Below are 18,893 nucleotides of genomic sequence, written 5' to 3'. Positions count from 1 at the left end.
ATAAAAGAGAGGCTCAATTGAACCTCTCTTTTATTTTATTAAGTGCATTGAATTATCAAACTCGATGCACTTAATTTTTTATTTAAAGATCGACTTATTTTTTGGTGTCCAATTGAGGAACAGCTGAACCCTGACCAATCGACAGTAAACCTGTATTGGTATAGATCCCAAGTTTGGCACGTGTATCGGTAATATCCAGATTACGCATGGTTAACTGACCAATACGATCCATTGGCGTAAACATGGAATCGCCTTTCTCCATGGTTAAACGCTCTGCTTCATAAGTCAGATTTGGAGATTCAGTATTCATAATGGTGTAATCGTTACCACGACGAAGTTCAAGCGTCACAGTACCCGTAATCGCTTTAGCAACCCAACGCTGCGCTGTTTCACGTAGCATCAGTGCTTGTGAATCAAACCAGCGACCTTGATAAAGCAAACGACCTAAACGCAAACCGTTAATGCGGTATTGTTCAATCGTATCTTCATTATGGATGCCAGTAACTAAACGCTCATAAGCGATATGAAGTAATGCCATACCAGGCGCTTCATAAATACCGCGTGATTTTGCTTCGATAATACGGTTTTCAATTTGGTCAGACATACCGAGACCATGACGGCCGCCGATACGGTTTGCTTCTAGGATAAACTCAACAGGATCTTCGATACGCTGTCCATTCAGTGCAACAGGCATACCTTCTTCAAAAGTCACAGAAACCAGTTCAGGCTGAATCTCAACTCCATCTTTCCAGAATGCCACGCCCATGATTGGATCAACGATTTTGATACCTGCATCCAGATACTCAAGATCTTTGGCTTCATGCGTTGCACCGAGCATGTTTGAGTCAGTTGAATAGGCTTTTTCTTTTGACATTTTATAGTCAAAGCCGTTATCAATCAGGAATTGTGACATTTCTGCACGGCCACCCAACTCATCGATAAATTGTTGATCTAACCATGGTTTATAGATTTTTAAATTTGGATTTGTGAGCAAACCATAACGATAGAAACGTTCAATGTCATTCCCTTTATAGGTAGAGCCATCGCCCCAGATATTGACATCATCTTCTTTCATGGCAGTCACCAGCATGGTTCCAGTGACCGCACGACCAAGTGGCGTCGTATTGAAATAAGGAACACCGCCAGTGCTGATATGAAATGCGCCGCATTGAATCGCCGCAATTCCTTCTAAAGCCAGTTGTAAACGACAGTCTACAAGACGGGCTTTGACTGCGCCATATTGTTCAGCCTTCTTTGGAATGGCATCGTAGTCATCTTCATCAGGCTGGCCCAGATTTGCAGTATATGCATAAGGCTCTGCACCTTTTTGTTTCATCCACAATAAAGCTGCTGAAGTATCCAGACCACCAGAGAAGGCAATACCCACTTTTTTGCCTACTGGTACATGCTGCAAAATGGTTGCGTTATCAGTCATTGCTAATCCTAACTAACATTTGTAAAAAGACCTAAACCGATGGTCTTGAGAATTCAGAATGGCAGATATTGTAGCACTTTTTTCATTTTATTTTTTCTGATCGTTCAATATCCATCCCGAAAAATAAAAAATCGATGTCGATATTTTTAGAGGCGCTAAATTTTTCAATTTTAGTTTTTTAAGCCACTTTAACCTGATGGAAGCTTTGACTGTTTTGAAGAGTATCATTTAATCCAATAAATTGTTTCTCAATCGGGGTAAAGATATGGTCGCTACGTGCGATCAGATATAAACCAATATTGCGATATTGTTCAGGTATTTCCCGATAATATTGAATCTTATATTTTTCAATCAGTGATTTGGCCAGCATAGAAATGCCCATTCCAAGTTGCGTGAAATGAATCAAAGCTTCATGATCATAAATGTGGGTAAACTCACCTTTAGTTAAACCATAGTCTGCATAAATCTGATCCAGTGTTGTGGCATAACAGCATTCTTCAGATGCCAACAGAATATTTTGCTGATTCAAACAATCCTCAAGCCGTTCATGATTAATCACATTTTTTCCGATAATCACTAATTGGTCTTCAGCTTTTTGAATATACTGAATATTTTTTTGCTTAGGATGACCAAGCACATAAGCGATATCCAGATTTCCAGCTAATATTTCATCCTCAATAAAACCTGTTGCACCAGTTTTCATGGTAATCGAAAGCTCAGGGTAGGCCTGATAGAGTTGACTAAAAGAGGGATAAAAGCGCATGCCACCTAAACTGGTATTGGTGCCAAAGCGTAAGTTATTGTCTTGTTGATCGATTTTGTGTTCTGTTTCTTCCCATGTAAAAATCATTTTTTTGTATTGACTATAAAGATGTAATCCAGATTCAGTTAACTCAACGCCTTTGGGCTTGCGAATAAAAAGTTGACGTTTGTAATGGTTTTCAATTTTCTTGATTTTGGCGGTCATGTTGGATTGTAAATAATTAAGCTTATGCGCCGCTGCGGTAATGCTTTTTAATTCGGCAACCGTAACAAATGACCGGATATCGCTAATGTCAATATTCATAGAGATGCCTCAATCTGTGCAAAATAGCCAATTTAATCAGATCAATCAGACTCTTTTAAAAAGGCATTAAAAAAAATGATGTATCTATTAAAACATAGCATTATTCATGATGTCATTTGTTTTATACACTATCACCATATTATTTGATTTGTTGAGAGACGCTCGTGAATATTCGGGTCATCAGTGCGATCGCATTATTATGTCTGGTATGGGGATCTTTATGGGGACTGGTCAAACATAGCTTGCAGGTTTTTCCACCTTTTTTATTTACTTCGCTCCGTCTGATTTTGGCTGCTGTGACTTTAATGCTGCTTCAGTTGATTTTGAAGAAGTCGATTCTGCCTAAACGTGGCGAATGGAAATCCTTAATCATTTTAAGTGCGCTGGTGTGTCTGGGTTTCTATGCGACACAAATCTTTGCCATGCAATTTGTAGATTCTGGCTTGTCCGCCGTGTTGGTGTTTACCATGCCTATTTTTATTGGGATTTTGGCACACTATGTTTTACACGAACATTTAAACAGACAAAAGATCTTAGGATTAATTTTAGGAACATTAGGCCTGATTGCGATTCTTTGGCCACAACTGTTACATTTGAGCTGGAATTTGTCTTTAGCAGGTGAGTTACTTTTGATTGGATCGGGTTTTTTCTGGGCAATGGCAACGGTGTATATCAAAAAAAATTTTGCAACTTATGACAAAATTAAGCTAACAATCTGGCAAATGCTCATCGGTGGGATTGCGATTCTGATAGGTGCTTTAATATTTGAGCCTGTAGATATAACGGTATGGATGAATCCTTTAAACCAATCATTGCTTTTTTATATTGCTGTCATTGGAACTGGTTTTGCATTTGCCCTGTGGAACTGGATTGTGAGTCAGGTCGATACCTTTATCGCTTCGATTTCGATTATGTGTATACCTGTTTTAAGTTTATGTTTTGGTGCGTTAATCTGGCATGAACCTCTCACGATGAATATTCTGATGGGAGCTGCCTTGATTTGTTCAGGGATTGTGATGAGTTCGTTGAAATTAAAATCAAAAAATGCCCAATTTAATTATTGTTCTAAACAATCTCGATAAGAATGACCATTTCATATTGAAAGAAAGCGTTTTAACTTGGAAGCCATTTTTTTATGGCTTTTTTATTTTTTAGATTCTCAGATGAAGTACAGCAGAGATTCATTTAGGATAGGAATAAGATGGAATAACATTATTTAAGGATCGACCAAAGTCAAAGTTGTTCAATGAACTATAGTCATCATAACGGTATGGAGTTCATTAGAATTCCAGAATGAATAAACGCGTTGTTTCAGCAATTCATCTTTTGTAGAGAAAATAAGATATGCTTTAGTGATGATTGACAATTTCAACAGCTAAAAAAACATAACAAGCCATCCCAACCTATAAAAAAAGTATTAAAGTATTATGCAACAAGTTGCACCGCCAAATTCAACAAGGATTTCCTATGACTAGCTATGCACATATTTTAAAACCATTACATTTGGGTTTTACCACAATTAAAAATCGAGTTGTGATGGGATCGATGCATACGGGGCTAGAAGACCGTTTTTATAATTATCCCAAGTTAGCTGCTTATTTTGGCGAGCGGGCCAAAGGGGGGGTGGGCTTAATTATTACGGGAGGGATTTCACCGAATCGTCAAGGCTGGTTGTTACCTGCGGGTGGAACCATGAATTCATTGGCAGATATACCGCACCATCGACTGGTCACTCATGCGGTGCATAAACATGGCGGCAAGATTTTGATGCAAATTTTGCATGCGGGTCGTTATGGATATCAGCCTTTTGTGGTGTCAGCGAGTCCGATTAAATCCCCTATTTCTCCGTTTAAGCCTCGTCAAATGTCGGAAAAGAATATCCTTGAAACCATTGAGGATTATGCGCGTTGTGCCAGTCTTTCCAAAAAGGCAGGCTATGATGGTGTAGAAATTATGGGTTCTGAAGGTTATTTACTGAATCAATTTTTAAGTCGCCATGTCAATCAACGTACAGACCGTTGGGGTGGCTCAGTCGAAAATAGAATGCGTTTTGCAGCTGAAATCGTCAAAGCGATTCGTGAAAAAGTAGGCGAAAAATTTATCATTAGCTTTCGTTTATCCATGCTTGATTTGGTGCACGATGGCAATACCATGCAAGAAGTGATTACCATTGCTCAAGCATTGGAAAAAGTAGGCGTAACCATTTTAAATACAGGAATTGGTTGGCACGAAGCACGTGTTCCCACGATTGTAACTTCTGTGCCACGCGCTGCCTTCGTGGATTATACGGCGTATGTTAAACAGCATGTTTCAATTCCTGTGATCGCGTCAAATCGTATTAATATGCCTGATACTGCCGAAGAAATTTTGGCAGCAGGTAAAGCGGATATGGTCCAAATGGCACGTCCACTCCTTGCTGATGCATTTTGGGTCACTAAAGTCGCAACCAATCGTGTCGATGAAATTAACACCTGTATTGCGTGTAATCAGGCTTGTTTGGATCACACCTTCAAAAATAAACGAGCCACCTGTCTGGTTAATCCACGGGCAGCCTATGAAACAGAATTGGTTTATGTCAAAACAAAAAAACCGAAGAAAATTGCGGTTGTCGGTGGTGGTGTTGCAGGCATGTCTGCGGCAACAGTTGCGGCAAGTCGTGGTCATCAGGTGACGTTATTTGAAGCAAATTCTGAAATCGGCGGCCAATTTAATCTGGCGAAAGTGGTGCCAGGCAAAGAAGAATTTCATGAAACCATTCGTTATTTTAAAGTTCAAATTGAAAAAACGGGTGTGGATTTACGCTTAAACACACGAGTCAATCGTGAGCAATTAGAGCGTGAGGGTTTTGATGAGGTGATTGTTGCAACGGGTGTGATTCCTCGTCAGCTTAAAATTGAAGGGAGTCAATTACCACAAGTTTTATCTTATGCAGAAGTACTCAAAGGCGCTCCAGTCGGAAATAGTGTAGCGGTGATTGGTGCAGGTGGGATCGGTTTTGATGTATGTGAGTTTTTATTAAAACCAATACATCAACCTCAGCCGCAACCGTTAGTTGATTGGCAACGTGAATGGGGCATCGATCCTCAACCAGATTATATGACCGAAGGTGGTTTGCAAGCTCCGCAAATTGAAGCACCCATTCGTCAGGTTTATCTATTACAACGTAAAACGACGCCATTGGGTATCGGTTTAGGCAAAACATCTGGATGGGTACATCGTGCACAGTTGAAAAAACATGCAGTGCGTATGATGCGCGGTGTGCAATATAAAGCTGTGACTGATGAAGGACTGTGGGTTGAGCTTAATGGGTATGATCAGTTATTACGGGTAGATACTGTTGTCGTCTGCGCAGGGCAAGAATCGATTAAGGATTTGATGCCAAGTGAAAATGAAGCGACACTTGCGAATTATCATATTATTGGAGGTGCAAAATTGGCTGCTGAGTTAGATGCTAAACGCGCAATTCGCGAAGGTGCAGAATTGGCTGCCCAGCTTTAATTTTTGATGAAACAATATCCAATTGAATATCAGGCACTCAAATTTTTCTTGAATAAAATGAAGTGTCTTTGTATTCTTACGCACATGGAAGCGTGGCAGAGCGGTTTAATGCACCGGTCTTGAAAACCGACGAGGGTGCGAGTCCTCCGTGAGTTCGAATCTCACCGCTTCCGCCAAATATCAATGACTTAGCCCCGAATATCGGGGCTTTGTTGTTTTTGGGGTTTATGCAACGTAAGCCTGTAGTAAGCAATAAAGATAATTAGGAGGGGTAAATGGCATTAAATGAAAATTATATTCTTGAGGACTCAGATGCCTTGGGTAGCTTCGGTTTTATAACTTATACAGTTTCCTTAAAAGCTAAGGATAGAAGCTTCTTAATGAGGTTGAGAAATAAAGAAGACTTAGCGACTTTTGAAGAGTCGCTAACGACCTATTCTACAGCTATTCATGAGTATAGACATTATTATGATATGACCCATACTACTTATGGGATAGAGTATTTTTATAATTTAGACCAAGCACTTAGACAAAGATTTAAGCAGGAAAATGGTGATGAATATCATTTTCATAAAATTAAAAAGTTTGCAAATGAACTAAAAAAAATTAGATATCCTTCTTATTACAACCAACTTTGGCAAGATGATGATAGTAAAAAATGGGACTTAATACCTTCTATTGGTAAAGTTTTTGATTCATATGGTAATGTATCAGACAGACCAATTTTATTTGCACGTTATTTTAATGCTCAAGGTGAATCTTTAGCTAGACATCCTTTCTCTATGGTGAGTTTGCTTGAATGCTCAGCAACAATTGATGAATATATTAATTCAATGGGGAATATCGTTGGTTTACTTAAAGATGATGAAACGCAAAGAAATTTTTTAGCGACTAGGTTCAAACAAAATAGTTTAGATTATATCTATAATATTTATTTAACAGAATATTCAACTTGTTTTCATCTAATAGCAAACCATTTTAGAATTGAAAATTTAGATGATCTTTTTGATATAGCTAGAGTGTTACTAGATATCTGTTTGAACTTTACAGAAAAACATTTTGATTTATTTAATGATAGTAATGTTGTAGATAAATTATTTAAGCCCTCAGAAGGGTTTACGACAGAACAGTTAAATGATTATATTTATTTCAATGCTTCATTAAAAAATGGTCTTAAGTTTTTAGAAAGACCAATTTTATTCTATGTTTTGTTACAGCTAATGGAAAAGAAAAAATTTGAAAATAAACAAGAAGTAATTCAAGAAATTGATAGGATATTAAGTTCATGTGGTTTAAGTTGTAAAAGTATTATCATAGACGCAAGAAAATTAGTTAAAGATAAAGCAAATCTAATTATTCACTCAGATATAAATTATTTCGCAAAAATATCTCAAACAATTGGTTCTAACTTAGACAGGATTAGCAGGGCAGAAAATATTGATTCAGGATTTAATTTTTTCTTGAAATTTATTCAACATTTAGATTTACCTCTTTTAGAAATGGAGTCTGGTTTTGAAATCTTACTTCCTAGAGATGGTAATATATTGGCAGAGGTTAATTATCCTCAGGAAACAAAAGCAATCTTATTACTAAAAAATTGGGTGGATCAGTATGATGATGCATGTATTTTTTAAAAACAAAAGAAAGATAAACTTTTAATTCCTAGTATCGTCAACTAATTGTTGTTGATGTGGTACAGCAATAGCTTCCCACTCATCATAAGACAAAATAGGTGGAAAAGCGGCTACTAATTTAATAGTAGTCGCTTTGTTCTTTCTGTGGGTTTCGACTTTAGCTAAACGCTTTTGAAAGTCTTTTAAAACCTTAGCCATTATCGGTATGACCACAATTAGGGTTAGGGTATTGTACCCACGGTTGCCCCTGTAGCATGGTTTTAACCGTTACTGGTACTGTAGGAGGTACATAGTCGTGTTTGACACAGGTTTCAATAAGCGCAATACGTTTAAGGTTTAGAACAGAAAATTAATTATTTGTCGGAGGTTTGAACTGAATACGAAGACGTACTCGAATGCGCTTGTGCTTCAAGCCATGCCATTAAGGTTGAACGTAAATAGCGGACACGTGACTGGGTATCTGATCCCACTTTAATAAATTGTGGTCCTTTACCTTTAGTACGCCATATTTCAAGGGTGTTCTTTTTAAAGCCAAGTAATGAAGCGGCTTCTTTAGTCGTCAGTAAATCTTTATGATTGTTTGCTGAAATAGTCATGTCAAAAGTTCCTTTAGCAATGAGCTATCTGACATGCAATAAAAAAGGGACAGATAGCTCAAGTTTAAATTAACCTTGAAGCCTCTATCCCATGATAGATACAAGCTTAATAATGTAACCCATGTTACGTGAATATTAAGCGAGGTGTTTGCAGTTAAAAACAACTATATTATGTTTTATGTTAATGCACAAATGATTTTTTATGATTTACTTTTATTAATCCAATCAGCTACTTGCTGAACTTCGGGACGTAAATATTGCAAGTGTGTAGTTTCTAAATAATGAATTGCTGTAACCCCTTTAGGCACATGGTTTGTCAGCAATTCAACCTTGTTTAAATCAATACCACAATGTGCCACTCCTATTGTGGTAAACGTTCGTCTAAGGTCATGTGCTGTAATTGGTGTTCCAGCAACTTCACTCATACGTTTCAATGAATCTCTAGGGTCAATAATGTGTCCTGACTTTGACCATGAAGCAAAAACAAAAGGTGAGTCGTCTGTTCTTGGTCTAGCTTTGAGCAAGTCTATTGCTTGAATTGATAAGGGTAAATAGACTGGATTGTGGTTTTTAGGGTCGGGTATATGCCACCATGCTTCCTCTAAATTGACCCTATCCCAAGTTAAAGAACGAGCTTCGCCTAATCGTGCGCCTGTGAGCATTAAGAAAATGATTAAATCAATGCTTGCTAGAGTTTCACGGTTAAAAGCGGTTTCCCTTGTTGACCACAGATATTTCCAAACATTATTTACCTTAGAATCAGGAATACGACTGGTACGAGGTTTTAATTTCACCATTTTCTTTTTAAGAATATTAACTGGGTTCTCTTGGATTAATGGTGTGCCATCTTCCTTTCTATATTCGTCCATTGCGTAATTAATTAATGCTCGTAATACACTGAATGCTTGATTAGCTTGGGCAGGTGCAGGGGCATTACCACGTAAACCATGTTCTTTAAGTTGGTTGTAGCGTTTATTCACATCCTCACGGTTTATGGCTGCAATAGGAGTATCCTGCCATGCTTCAAAACTTGTGGTCACATGTCTACGAATTTCACTTTGCGAACTTGCTTTAAGCGACCTATCTTTAATGTAAGAGTCGCAGACTTCGCGTAACGTAATAGACATTAATGCATGTGCTTTTGCCTGCGCTGTTGGGCTTGTACCCATGCGCATTGTGCGTAAATGCTCGCGGGCAATGTCACGTGCTTGGTCAGGGGCAAAGACACCATACTGCCCGATAGTAATACGCTCCGAGCGACCATTAACACGGTTTTGCACAATAAAGCTAACGCGACCTTTAGGGGTAACTCGAATACCGAAACCTTTTAATTCAGTATCCCATTCAAATTTATCTTTGTTGATTGGTGCAGGGTATTTGTCGATGAAGCTCTTAGTCAACTTAGGCATGATAGAACTCCTCACCGACATTGTAGTTGGTGATAAATGTAGTATGATTCATTTGTTGTTTCCTAGTAGGGATATAACCACAGGCAAGGGCTATTGGCGTAGTCGCTTGCCTTTTTTGCACTGTAACTCGTAAGCAATTTGTAAGCGATACAGGGAAAGCATAAACAAGCTACATAAAACAAAATATAGCTTCAAGGCATTGTTTTGTAAAGGAATGTATGGCTTACTAAATGTTAATAAAGCCTAGTAAAGTGTAAGTCCCAATAACTTGAAAACCGACGAGGGTGTGAGTCCTCCGTGAGTTCGAATCTCACCGCTTCCGCCAAATATGTTAAACGGGATCAAATATATAGTTTGATCCCGTTTTTTATTCCAATTTTGTTATTCTCAATTTGAGTCATTATTTTCTCGTTCTTTCTTCTTTTATAATCCTATTAAATAAAATCTATAAACATCAACTTAGTATTGGTTTAATACTGAGATATATGCGATATTTTGATAAAACTTTGACCAGGAAAAGGTGAGATGTTTACAGCGTCTTGTTTATGCGGCGGCATTCAATTAAAAATATTGGCTCCTTTAAATTCTATCAATGTTTGTCACTGTAAACAGTGCCAAAAAGCCCAAGGCAGCGCATTTGCTGCAATTATACAGGTTGAAACCAAAGATCTGGAAATTGTGCAGGGTGAAGAACTTTTACAAGCTTATTTTGCAACACCAAATAAAAAGCGGGTATTTTGTAAACAATGTGGTTCACCAATTTATAGCGCACGTTTGGATAAACCTGAGGTCATTCGCTTACGTGCAGGATTGATCAACGAACCAGTCAATGTCAACGTGATTTCACATGCCTATATCAACTCGAAAGCGACATGGGACGTCATTGGTGATCAGGCTCCGCAATATCCAGAAGCTTTGCCTGCTACATTAGTTAAATAAAGGTATTTCTGGGTCAACAGCCTGTTTGTGATCCAGATCTAAACTTTCCAGAAGTGACTCGAGCAAATGATTATCGCGGTCGCTACGCCATGCCATGGCGGTAGTAATAAATTCTAGATGTTCTGCTAAAGGTAAAATGACGACATTGGGATATGAAAAGCGTGTAATAGAGTAGGGAACCAATGCAATGCCTTGTCCACATCCCACAAACGCAATTTGTGAGGCAACCGAGCGCACTTCATGAATGACTTTTGGAAAAAAACCTTGTTTACGGCACATTCCTGTCAAAATATCATAAGATAAAGGGCTAATTTTGCGCGCAAACATAATAAATTGTTCTTGGCTCAATTGAGAAAGAGAGACTTCCTGATGTGCTGCCAAAGGATGCTTTTCGGGGAGCGCAACGGCAAGATGTTCACGAATCAGGGGACGAGATGCAATATGATTCCCCAAATCACCTTCTAGACGGGCGAAAGCCAAATCAATATCGCCATTTTCCAGTGCGGGAATTGCTTCCACTGTATCAATTTCTTTGACATGAATGGTCAGATTGGGAAAATGCAATTTGGCGTGTTCAATAAATTTAGGTAAAACCTCAATAATCGAAGCACTAATTGCCCCAACAGTAATGGTTCCAATCTGACCTTGCGCCGCTTCTCGAACTGCAATTTCCAAATTTTCCAGCTGATCCGCCAGTTTTTTTACCGCAGGAAGAATGGCACGTCCAGCGGGTGTCAGTTTGGTGCCCCGTCGTGAACGTTCAAATAATTGTAAGTTTAAAGAATGCTCCAAAACCTTAATTTGCTCAGTCAAAGGAGGCTGTGACATTCCAAGTTTTTTTGCGGCTCGACCGAAATGTTGTTCTTCTGCAACAGTTAAAAATAACCATAAATGACGAATCAAACGAAAGTTGATCATAAATAGTAAAATAGTATGACAGTGATCTTAAAATTATATTTTACCTATCAGAGAAAGAACAGTACATTTATTATCAGCTTTAGGATGCCATTGATACACAACTGATCAAAGTCGGTTTTTTAACCCATCTTTTGTCAGAGATAAGCCAAGATTGAAAAGGGACTCAATACCATGATTTTAAATGCTGAATATCACACTTCACCGAACCCCGTGACTGAGATACCTGTTGTCGTGTTACACGGTTTATTTGGTAGCTTGTCAAATTTGGGGATGATTGCAAGAAAGCTCAATCAGAATCATCATGTGATTCAAATGGATTTGCGTAATCATGGTGGGTCGCCACATTCATCAGATATGAGTTATGAGTTGATGGCGCAGGATGTGGTCGAAACACTCGATCATTTACAGGTCAATCTTTTCTCTCTGGTTGGGCATTCTATGGGTGGAAAAACCTCGATGAAAATCGTCGGTTTATTTCCTGAACGCGTTGAGCAATTGGTCATTCTCGATGTCGCACCTGTGCCTTATGCAGGTGAGCGCCATGAAGGCATGTTTGCTGCGATTGATGCTGTGATTGAACAACACAATCCAAATTTAAGCCGTACTCAGGCGGCAGAAATCATGAGAAAGTATCTACCGCATGAGATGATTGTGCAGTTTTTACTTAAATCCTTTGTAAAAGGTCAATGGCTATATAATGTAGACGCATTTAAAGCCAATTATGGAAATCTTGTGGGATGGAATCCAATCCAGCCTTGGAATAAACCTTGTTTGTTTATCCGTGGTGGAAATTCGGAGTACATTTTGCCTCAATATCAAGCCGAAATAGAACAGCAATTTCCGCAAGCGCACATTGAAACTGTTGAAGGAACAGGGCATTGGTTGCATGCAGAAAAACCAGATATCGTTTTAGGTTTTATTCAAAATTATTTGAATCATGAGGTTGAGGTAAATGTATAAGTTGCAACCGCGATTGTTAAGTTCAATTGCCGCAAAATCCTATGGATTAATACATGTTAGCACCCCGCTTGAAGGCTGTGTTCAAACTAGCTGATCAAGATAAACCTTCTTTTTTCTCAGTCCTCCTCATTGGAATCGCACAGATTATCATATGGGGAGGATCTTTCTTTTTATTGGCAGTCATGGCGCGTCCAATTATGTCCGAAATGGGCTGGGGGCGTGAGCTGGTCTACGGCGCTTTATCTTTAAGCATTTTGGTTTCCGCATTTGCACTGCCTTATATTGGTCGCTTAATTTCCCGTCATGGTGGCAAGGAAATTCTGGCCATGAGCGGGATCATCACGGCTTTAGGATTGTTCATTCTGGCCTTTAGTTATCATCTGGCTTTTTTCTTTTTGGCGTGGATTGTGATTGGGCTAGGGATGGCGATTGGTCTCTATGACACGTTATTTGCAGTCTTGGGCAATCTCTTTGGTTTAAATGCCAAAGTTGCGATAGTGAGCGTTACGCTCATTTCTGGCTTTTGTACAACCATTGTCTGGCCTGTTCAGGCTTATGCAGTCTCGTTATTTGGTTGGCGAGCGACTTGTGTGTTTGGTGCAGTCTTGATGATTATTGTGATCTGGCCGATTTATCACTATGCATTGCCTAAACCTAAAAAAATCGCTGAACCGTCTGCGCTACAGCAAAAAAATAAAACCAACTCGATGAGCTTGCCCAAATCAACCTATCACTTAATATCGATTATTTTTATGATTACTTCAATTATCATGACAGTGATGACAGTGCAATTGATTGATATTTTGCAAGAAAATGGTCTGGCTTTAGCCAGCGCCATTGCGATTAGTGCTTTGATTGGGCCAAGTCAGGTGGCATCACGGATGCTGGATTTGGTGATTAAGTTTGATCATCCGATTAAATCGCTTTTGGTATCGGTTGTTTTAGTGGTGGTCGGGATTATTTTGCTGTGCATCTCACCGAAATATGCTGCACTTGCAATGATTATCTATGGCGCAGGCAATGGCTTACGTTCTATCGTACGTGGCACTTTACCGCTGACCTTGGTCAAAAAAGAGGAATATGCCTATCTTATGGGAAAATTGGCTCGTCCATCACTCATTGCACAAGCCATGACGCCGTTGATTGCTGGGTATATGATTGATGCGTTTGGTGCAAATACGGTACTTTATAGCATCGCGTTACTGGCGCTTTTAAATGTTATTTTCTCGATGATATTAATGAAAGAAATTCGACAGGGAAAAGTGATGACTCAAAGTTAAGGTTTCAAAAGGAAATTAAAAATAGAAAAAAATCCAACCCGACCCAGGGTTGGATTATAAAACTGGTGTCGTTTAAACCAGAGCTTTATATTAACCTTAATTATCTTGGATTTAAATTATTATTTATTAAAAAATGATCATATTATTTTATTGTTCTTATAAAAATAAATAATCGGATATGTGTGGTATTCTTTGTTAAAATATACTTGTGATTATAGCTGAGTTTTCAAAAATGGATTTGGAACAATTATCGATACATGATCATTTTTCTGGGAAAGATGTTTTGCTTGCTGATGTTGTTCGGGCGCATGTCTATCAATTGCTCAAACATATGGAAATACAGGATACATCGACAGATAGTAAGCTATATCCCTATTTTTTAAAAGAAATGGAAAAAGGCGTATTCTCTGCTGTACTGATTAATACACGAGGTAATCAGGCACAGGCATGTCAGTTTTTGGGTATTAGCCGTTTGTGCTTATATAAAAAATTAAAGAAATATAAGCGTTTGAGCTAGATACTGTTAAACAAATAAAACGACTAAACATGATATTGGTGATGGATTATTTTTATATTTTATTTCTATAGTTGTTATTGTTTTAATTTTTTATTACTTTTATTAATTATATAATATGAATTATTTTCCAAGATTATTTTTTAAATAAAAACCGAATAATTAAATTATCCGGTTTTTGTTTTGAGGGTATACATAGTAATAATAAGTTACTTATAAGCCTAATGCCTGTTGCACTAACTCAGCTTGTTGTTTGGCATGTAAGTAAGGTGAACCGCATGCGGGTGCAGCAGCAGTTTCTCTGCCTGCGTACTGTACATCAACCGTTTTGCCTAGTTTTGCCATGAGCTTATAGAGGCGTAAAACCATAAATAACCATGCACCCTGATTTTCTGGTTCTTCTTGTGCCCAAATCAATTGTTGCAGATTTGAATATTGGCGCAAGATTTCAGTTAAACGTGCTTCTGGATACGGATAAAGTTGTTCAATCCGCACCAGAGCGACATGCTCAAGCTTCTGCTCACGACGTTTTTCTAGTAAATCGTAGTAGACTTTACCTGCGCAGAGCACCACTCGCGTTACCTGTTCGGCATTGATATCATCTATTTCATCAATCACCGTCTGGAATGTCCCAGTCGCTAATTCATTCAATGTAGATGTAGCAAGTTTATGCCGTAATAATGATTTTGGTGACATCACGATCATCGGCTTACGGATATTACGTAGTGCTTGACGACGTAGTGCATGAAAAATCTGGGCAGGTGTCGTCGGCGTGATCACTTGAATATTATCTTCGCCACAAAGTTGTAAAAAGCGCTCTAGACGTGCCGAAGAGTGTTCAGGGCCTTGACCTTCAAATCCGTGTGGAAGTAATAGGGTCAGCCCACAGTTACGCTCCCATTTGGTTTCGCTCGATGCGATGAATTGATCGATCACTACCTGCGCACAGTTCGCAAAATCACCAAATTGCGCTTCCCAAACCACTAGACTTTTTGGTGTTGTGGTCGCATAACCAAATTCAAACGCCAAGACCGCTTCTTCGGTCAGTAATGAATCATACAGGGCAAAATTCGGTTGATTTTGTTTAATGTGACAATGTGGAATATAGGTCGTGCCATCGACCTGATGATGCAGTTTGGCATGACGATGTGAGAATGTACCACGGCCCACATCTTCGCCAGTAATACGGACTGGATAATCCTGATCAATGAGGGTTGCATAAGCCAGATTTTCAGCAGCGCCCCAGTTTAAGGCGAGTTCACCTGTCTGCATGGCCAAACGATCATCGACGGCTTTTTGAACTTGACGTTGCAACACAAAACCTTCAGGTACTGTATTTAAAATCACGCCCAATTGTTTGAGTCGATTGAGATCAAATGTGCTATCACACTCATCGCTATAACTTAGACCAATATACGGAGCCCAGTCGACATACATGCTTTGATCAGGGTCGAGCACCAGATTATCTGTGACATGTTGACCTGCATCCAAGCGATCTCGATATTCGCGTAGCATTTGATCCGCTTCAGCTTGAGTCAGGATTTTTTCATTGATCAATTGATTTAAGTAAAGGTTGCGCGTGGTCGGTAGTTGATTGACCACTTGATACATGAGCGGTTGAGTGCCTGATGGTTCATCAGCTTCATTATGACCACGACGACGGTAGCAATAGAGATCGACCACGATATCTTTACGAAATTCTTTACGGTAGTCATGTGCCAATTGAATTGCATAAATCGCAGCTTCTGGGTCATCCGCATTGACATGTAAAATGGGTGCCTGAACGGTTTTGGCCACGTCGGTACAGTATTCAGTTGAACGCGTATCTAAAATATTGGAGGTGGTAAATCCAACCTGATTATTGACAATCACATGCAATGTTCCACCGACATAGTAGGCACGGGTTTGTGACATTTGGAATGCTTCCATCACTACGCCTTGACCTGCAAAGGCAGCATCACCATGCACACTGACCGACAATACTTCATCGACATTTTGACGACGATCTTGACGGGCACGGGCAGACCCAACTGCAACAGGGGAAACGATTTCTAAGTGCGATGGATTGGGTTGAAGTGCCAAATGGACTTCACCGCCATCCGTCATGACATTAGATGAATAACCTTGATGGTATTTCACATCGCCTGAGCCTGAGTTGGTGAACAGCTTACCTTCAAATTCGGCAAACATTTCATTGGGATGCTTACCAAAGATATTGACCAGTTGATTCAGTCGACCGCGATGGCACATGCCAAGTGCAATTTCTTTAGTACCTGTTGCACCTGCACGTTGAATAATTTCGTGCATCAAAGGGACTAAAGTTTCTGCACCTTCTGCACCAAAGCGTTTTGCACCCACAAATTTGTTAGCCAGATATTTTTCCAGACCTTCTGCTTTATTGAGCAAATTAAAAATTTGTTTTTTCTTGTCTGCACTAAAATTAAAACGATTTTGAGTCTGCTCTAAGCGGCGTTGTAACCAGCGTTGTTCCTGAGTATTGATCAAATGAGTAAACTCGGTACCAATACTTTGGCAATAGGTATTTTCAAGGTGCTGAATGATCTCTTTTAAGCTTGCTTGTGGCTTGCCAATGGCCAGATCATCCGTAAAAAAAAAGGTAGCTAAGTCTGCTTGGGTTAAACCATGCGTGGCCAATTCTAGCTCAGCAATATGTTCACGTTTGGCCAAACCTAATGGGTCAAGTTTGGCTTTTTGATGACCACGATGACGATAAGCTGCGATCAGTTTAATTACTGCAATTTGACGCAGTTGTTGTTCTGGGCTGACCTCAGTTTTTTCAATGTTTTGACCACGATGTGCAGTACGTGCCAGATCCAGAAATTGTTGTTTGATCGGGCCGTGGGGTTGATCGCCCTGAGGAAATTGCCCGAAATACCGTTGCCAATCTTCACTTAGCGTTTCAGGTGCAAGCAGATATTGTTCATACAGCTCTTCAATGTAGGTGGCACTGTCGGCAGAAAGCGTCAGATCTGTACTGATTTTGCCGATCACCTCTTGCATCTGTGCTTTCATATCCTTTTGTATATACATAATCTGATGTCCTGCGATCAATAAAGATTATTGCTATCCATAATCTTTGTTTTTTAATACGATGTTAAAAGGACATTGACCATCTAATCGCTGATCATGCAAACCTGTGAAGCTCAAACATGCCATGCTAAAGAATGGGGCGAAATCATGGCAGGATCAGTTGAGGCAACATAGACAGGATGGTGATCTAAATGATGATGTCCTTTCATCAATGATTGGAATAAACATCGCACTTTGCTGCGCTGTTGTTTCTATTTTGATCATAAGAACAAAATACTGATTTTTAAAATACTAAGATTTAATAGCTGTGATACGAAAAGCATATAAGTGAAAACAGGGTATAAAAAAGGATTGCATTAAAAAAATACAATCCATTTTATTGATGAAAGTACGATTTAAATCACATGCTGTTGTTTAAGCAGATCAATCTCGTTTTGTGAGTAATTGAGTTCAGTTAAAATATCGGCACTATTTTCACCGAGATCTGGCACTGCTTTAATTATAAAATCCTGATCATCAGTTAAACCGACGGGCTTGAGAGTTGGAACTTTACCAATCGGTGTTTCGACTTCTGTCCAGCGATGACGCGCTTGAAGTTGAGGGTGATGCCAGACATCCTGCATTTCGTTGACACTGGCATTGGCAATTTTGGCTTTTTCCAGACGCTCAATCACTTGATCACGAGTCAGTTGACCGAAACATTCAATAATAATCTGTTTGAGTGCTTCACGGTTTTTAACACGCAAGGTATTGTTGATAAATTCAGGTTGATTTGCCGTTTCTGCCTGTTCCAACACGATCTGACAAAATGCTTGCCATTCACGTTCATTTTGAATACCCAGCATGACTTGACCATCTTGAGCAGGAAAAGGTCCATAAGGATAAATCGTGGCATGCGCTGAACCTGTACGGGGCGGTGGTGTGTCGCCGCGGAGGGTATAATACAATGGATAACCCATCCATTCGGTCATACTTTCGAGCATCGAAACATCGATACGTTTGCCTTTACCTGTTTGGCTGCGTTCAAGCAAAGCCGCTAAAATATTGCTATAGGCATACATACCCGCTGCAATATCGGCAATTGAACAGCCTGCTTTGACATAATCATCAGGTGTACCGGTAATGGATAAAAAGCCAGATTCGCTTTGAATCAATAAGTCATAGGCTTTTTTATTACGATAAGGACCGGGATGCTCATGATCATCGCCATAGCCTGAGATATCACAGACGATGATTTTAGGATTAATCTGTGAAAGTTCTTCATAGGACAAGCCTAAACGCGCCGCAGCACCGGGTGCCAGATTTTGTACTAACACATCGGCTTGCATAATCAACTTATGCAAAATATCTTTGGCAGGATCAGCTTTGACATCCAGCGTCAAACTTTCTTTGGAACGATTGGTCCAGACAAAATGTGAAGACATACCATCGACACGTTCATCATATTTACGGGCAAAGTCACCGACATTGGGACGTTCAACCTTAATCACCCGAGCGCCTAAGTCTGCCAGTTGACGCGTACAAAACGGTGCAGCAATGGCATGTTCAAGGGTAATGACCGTAATTCCTTCTAATGGTCGCATGAGATAACTC

At 39.4% G+C, this 18,893-nt stretch carries 16 protein-coding genes and 1 tRNA gene; 8 read left to right on the top strand and 9 right to left on the bottom strand.

The window, feature by feature from the left end:
• Positions 1 to 94: 94 nt before the first annotated feature.
• Both argG and F944_RS04180 read right to left on the bottom strand, forming a co-directional pair.
• Positions 95 to 1,435, bottom strand: a complete 1,341-nt coding sequence (gene argG, locus F944_RS04185) for an argininosuccinate synthase (protein ID WP_004987266.1) — start codon at positions 1,433 to 1,435, stop codon at positions 95 to 97.
• A 178-nt stretch (positions 1,436 to 1,613) separates the two neighbouring features.
• A complete protein-coding gene (locus F944_RS04180) occupies positions 1,614 to 2,501 on the bottom strand; it encodes a LysR family transcriptional regulator (protein WP_004987262.1) in 888 nt (295 codons plus the stop codon).
• A gap of 164 nt (positions 2,502 to 2,665) precedes the next feature.
• Between F944_RS04180 and F944_RS04175 the strand changes: the two genes are divergently transcribed.
• The 4 genes from F944_RS04175 (at position 2,666) to F944_RS04160 (ending at position 7,633) form a co-directional block, all read left to right on the top strand.
• Positions 2,666 to 3,583, top strand: a complete 918-nt coding sequence (locus F944_RS04175; RefSeq protein ID WP_004987261.1) for a DMT family transporter — start codon at positions 2,666 to 2,668, stop codon at positions 3,581 to 3,583.
• A gap of 385 nt (positions 3,584 to 3,968) precedes the next feature.
• On the top strand, positions 3,969 to 5,999 hold the full coding sequence (locus tag F944_RS04170) for an NADPH-dependent 2,4-dienoyl-CoA reductase (RefSeq protein ID WP_004987260.1): 2,031 nt from the start codon (positions 3,969 to 3,971) through the stop codon (positions 5,997 to 5,999).
• 86 nt (positions 6,000 to 6,085) lie between these two features.
• Positions 6,086 to 6,175 (top strand) — tRNA-Ser (locus F944_RS04165).
• A 99-nt stretch (positions 6,176 to 6,274) separates the two neighbouring features.
• Complete coding sequence (locus tag F944_RS04160; RefSeq protein WP_004987259.1) at positions 6,275 to 7,633, top strand: hypothetical protein; 1,359 nt, start codon at positions 6,275 to 6,277, stop codon at positions 7,631 to 7,633.
• A gap of 21 nt (positions 7,634 to 7,654) precedes the next feature.
• Here F944_RS04160 and F944_RS17060 read toward each other — a convergent pair whose 3' ends face one another.
• The 4 genes from F944_RS17060 to F944_RS17370 form a co-directional block, all read right to left on the bottom strand.
• Positions 7,655 to 7,831, bottom strand: coding sequence for a hypothetical protein (locus F944_RS17060; protein WP_004987258.1), 177 nt, complete (start codon positions 7,829 to 7,831; stop codon positions 7,655 to 7,657).
• 155 nt (positions 7,832 to 7,986) lie between these two features.
• A complete protein-coding gene (locus F944_RS04155; RefSeq protein ID WP_000155629.1) occupies positions 7,987 to 8,229 on the bottom strand; it encodes a helix-turn-helix transcriptional regulator in 243 nt (80 codons plus the stop codon).
• A gap of 200 nt (positions 8,230 to 8,429) precedes the next feature.
• Entirely contained in the window at positions 8,430 to 9,638 is a 1,209-nt protein-coding gene (locus F944_RS04150) for a tyrosine-type recombinase/integrase (protein ID WP_004987255.1), read from the bottom strand.
• Positions 9,631 to 9,759: a hypothetical protein gene (locus tag F944_RS17370; RefSeq protein ID WP_265102590.1), complete on the bottom strand. Its 129-nt coding sequence runs from the start codon at positions 9,757 to 9,759 to the stop codon at positions 9,631 to 9,633. The genes F944_RS04150 and F944_RS17370 overlap by 8 nt, the downstream gene beginning before the upstream one ends.
• Positions 9,760 to 10,163: 404 nt before the next feature.
• On the opposite strand from F944_RS17370, the gene F944_RS04145 reads away from it, so the two are divergent.
• A complete protein-coding gene (locus tag F944_RS04145; RefSeq protein ID WP_004987252.1) occupies positions 10,164 to 10,577 on the top strand; it encodes a GFA family protein in 414 nt (137 codons plus the stop codon).
• Here F944_RS04145 and F944_RS04140 read toward each other — a convergent pair.
• Positions 10,566 to 11,495 (bottom strand): LysR family transcriptional regulator, encoded by a 930-nt coding sequence (locus F944_RS04140; RefSeq protein ID WP_004987248.1) that lies wholly within the window; start codon positions 11,493 to 11,495, stop codon positions 10,566 to 10,568. The genes F944_RS04145 and F944_RS04140 overlap by 12 nt on opposite strands.
• A 171-nt stretch (positions 11,496 to 11,666) precedes the next feature.
• Here F944_RS04140 and F944_RS04135 point away from each other — a divergent pair, with 171 nt between their 5' ends.
• The 3 genes from F944_RS04135 (at position 11,667) to F944_RS04125 (ending at position 14,252) form a co-directional block, all read left to right on the top strand.
• A complete protein-coding gene (locus tag F944_RS04135) occupies positions 11,667 to 12,455 on the top strand; it encodes an alpha/beta fold hydrolase (RefSeq protein WP_004987246.1) in 789 nt (262 codons plus the stop codon).
• A gap of 53 nt (positions 12,456 to 12,508) precedes the next feature.
• Positions 12,509 to 13,735 (top strand): MFS transporter, encoded by a 1,227-nt coding sequence (locus F944_RS04130; protein ID WP_004987242.1) that lies wholly within the window; start codon positions 12,509 to 12,511, stop codon positions 13,733 to 13,735.
• A gap of 232 nt (positions 13,736 to 13,967) precedes the next feature.
• Positions 13,968 to 14,252, top strand: a complete 285-nt coding sequence (locus F944_RS04125) for a helix-turn-helix domain-containing protein (protein ID WP_004987239.1) — start codon at positions 13,968 to 13,970, stop codon at positions 14,250 to 14,252.
• A 210-nt stretch (positions 14,253 to 14,462) separates the two neighbouring features.
• Here the strand turns inward: F944_RS04125 and F944_RS04120 are convergent, their stop codons facing one another.
• Positions 14,463 to 17,270 (bottom strand): 2-oxoglutarate dehydrogenase E1 component, encoded by a 2,808-nt coding sequence (locus tag F944_RS04120; RefSeq protein WP_026039957.1) that lies wholly within the window; start codon positions 17,268 to 17,270, stop codon positions 14,463 to 14,465.
• A 425-nt stretch (positions 17,271 to 17,695) separates the two neighbouring features.
• Positions 17,696 to 18,883 carry a CaiB/BaiF CoA transferase family protein gene (locus F944_RS04115; RefSeq protein WP_004987236.1) on the bottom strand — a complete coding sequence of 396 codons (1,188 nt, stop codon included), beginning with the start codon at positions 18,881 to 18,883 and terminating at the stop codon, positions 17,696 to 17,698.
• Positions 18,884 to 18,893 lie beyond the last annotated feature (10 nt).

The organism is Acinetobacter ursingii DSM 16037 = CIP 107286, from assembly GCF_000368825.1.
Taxonomy (GTDB): domain Bacteria; phylum Pseudomonadota; class Gammaproteobacteria; order Pseudomonadales; family Moraxellaceae; genus Acinetobacter; species Acinetobacter ursingii.
The sequence above is the reverse complement of the archived record's forward strand: the minus strand, read 5'-3'. Positions and strand labels throughout refer to the sequence as shown.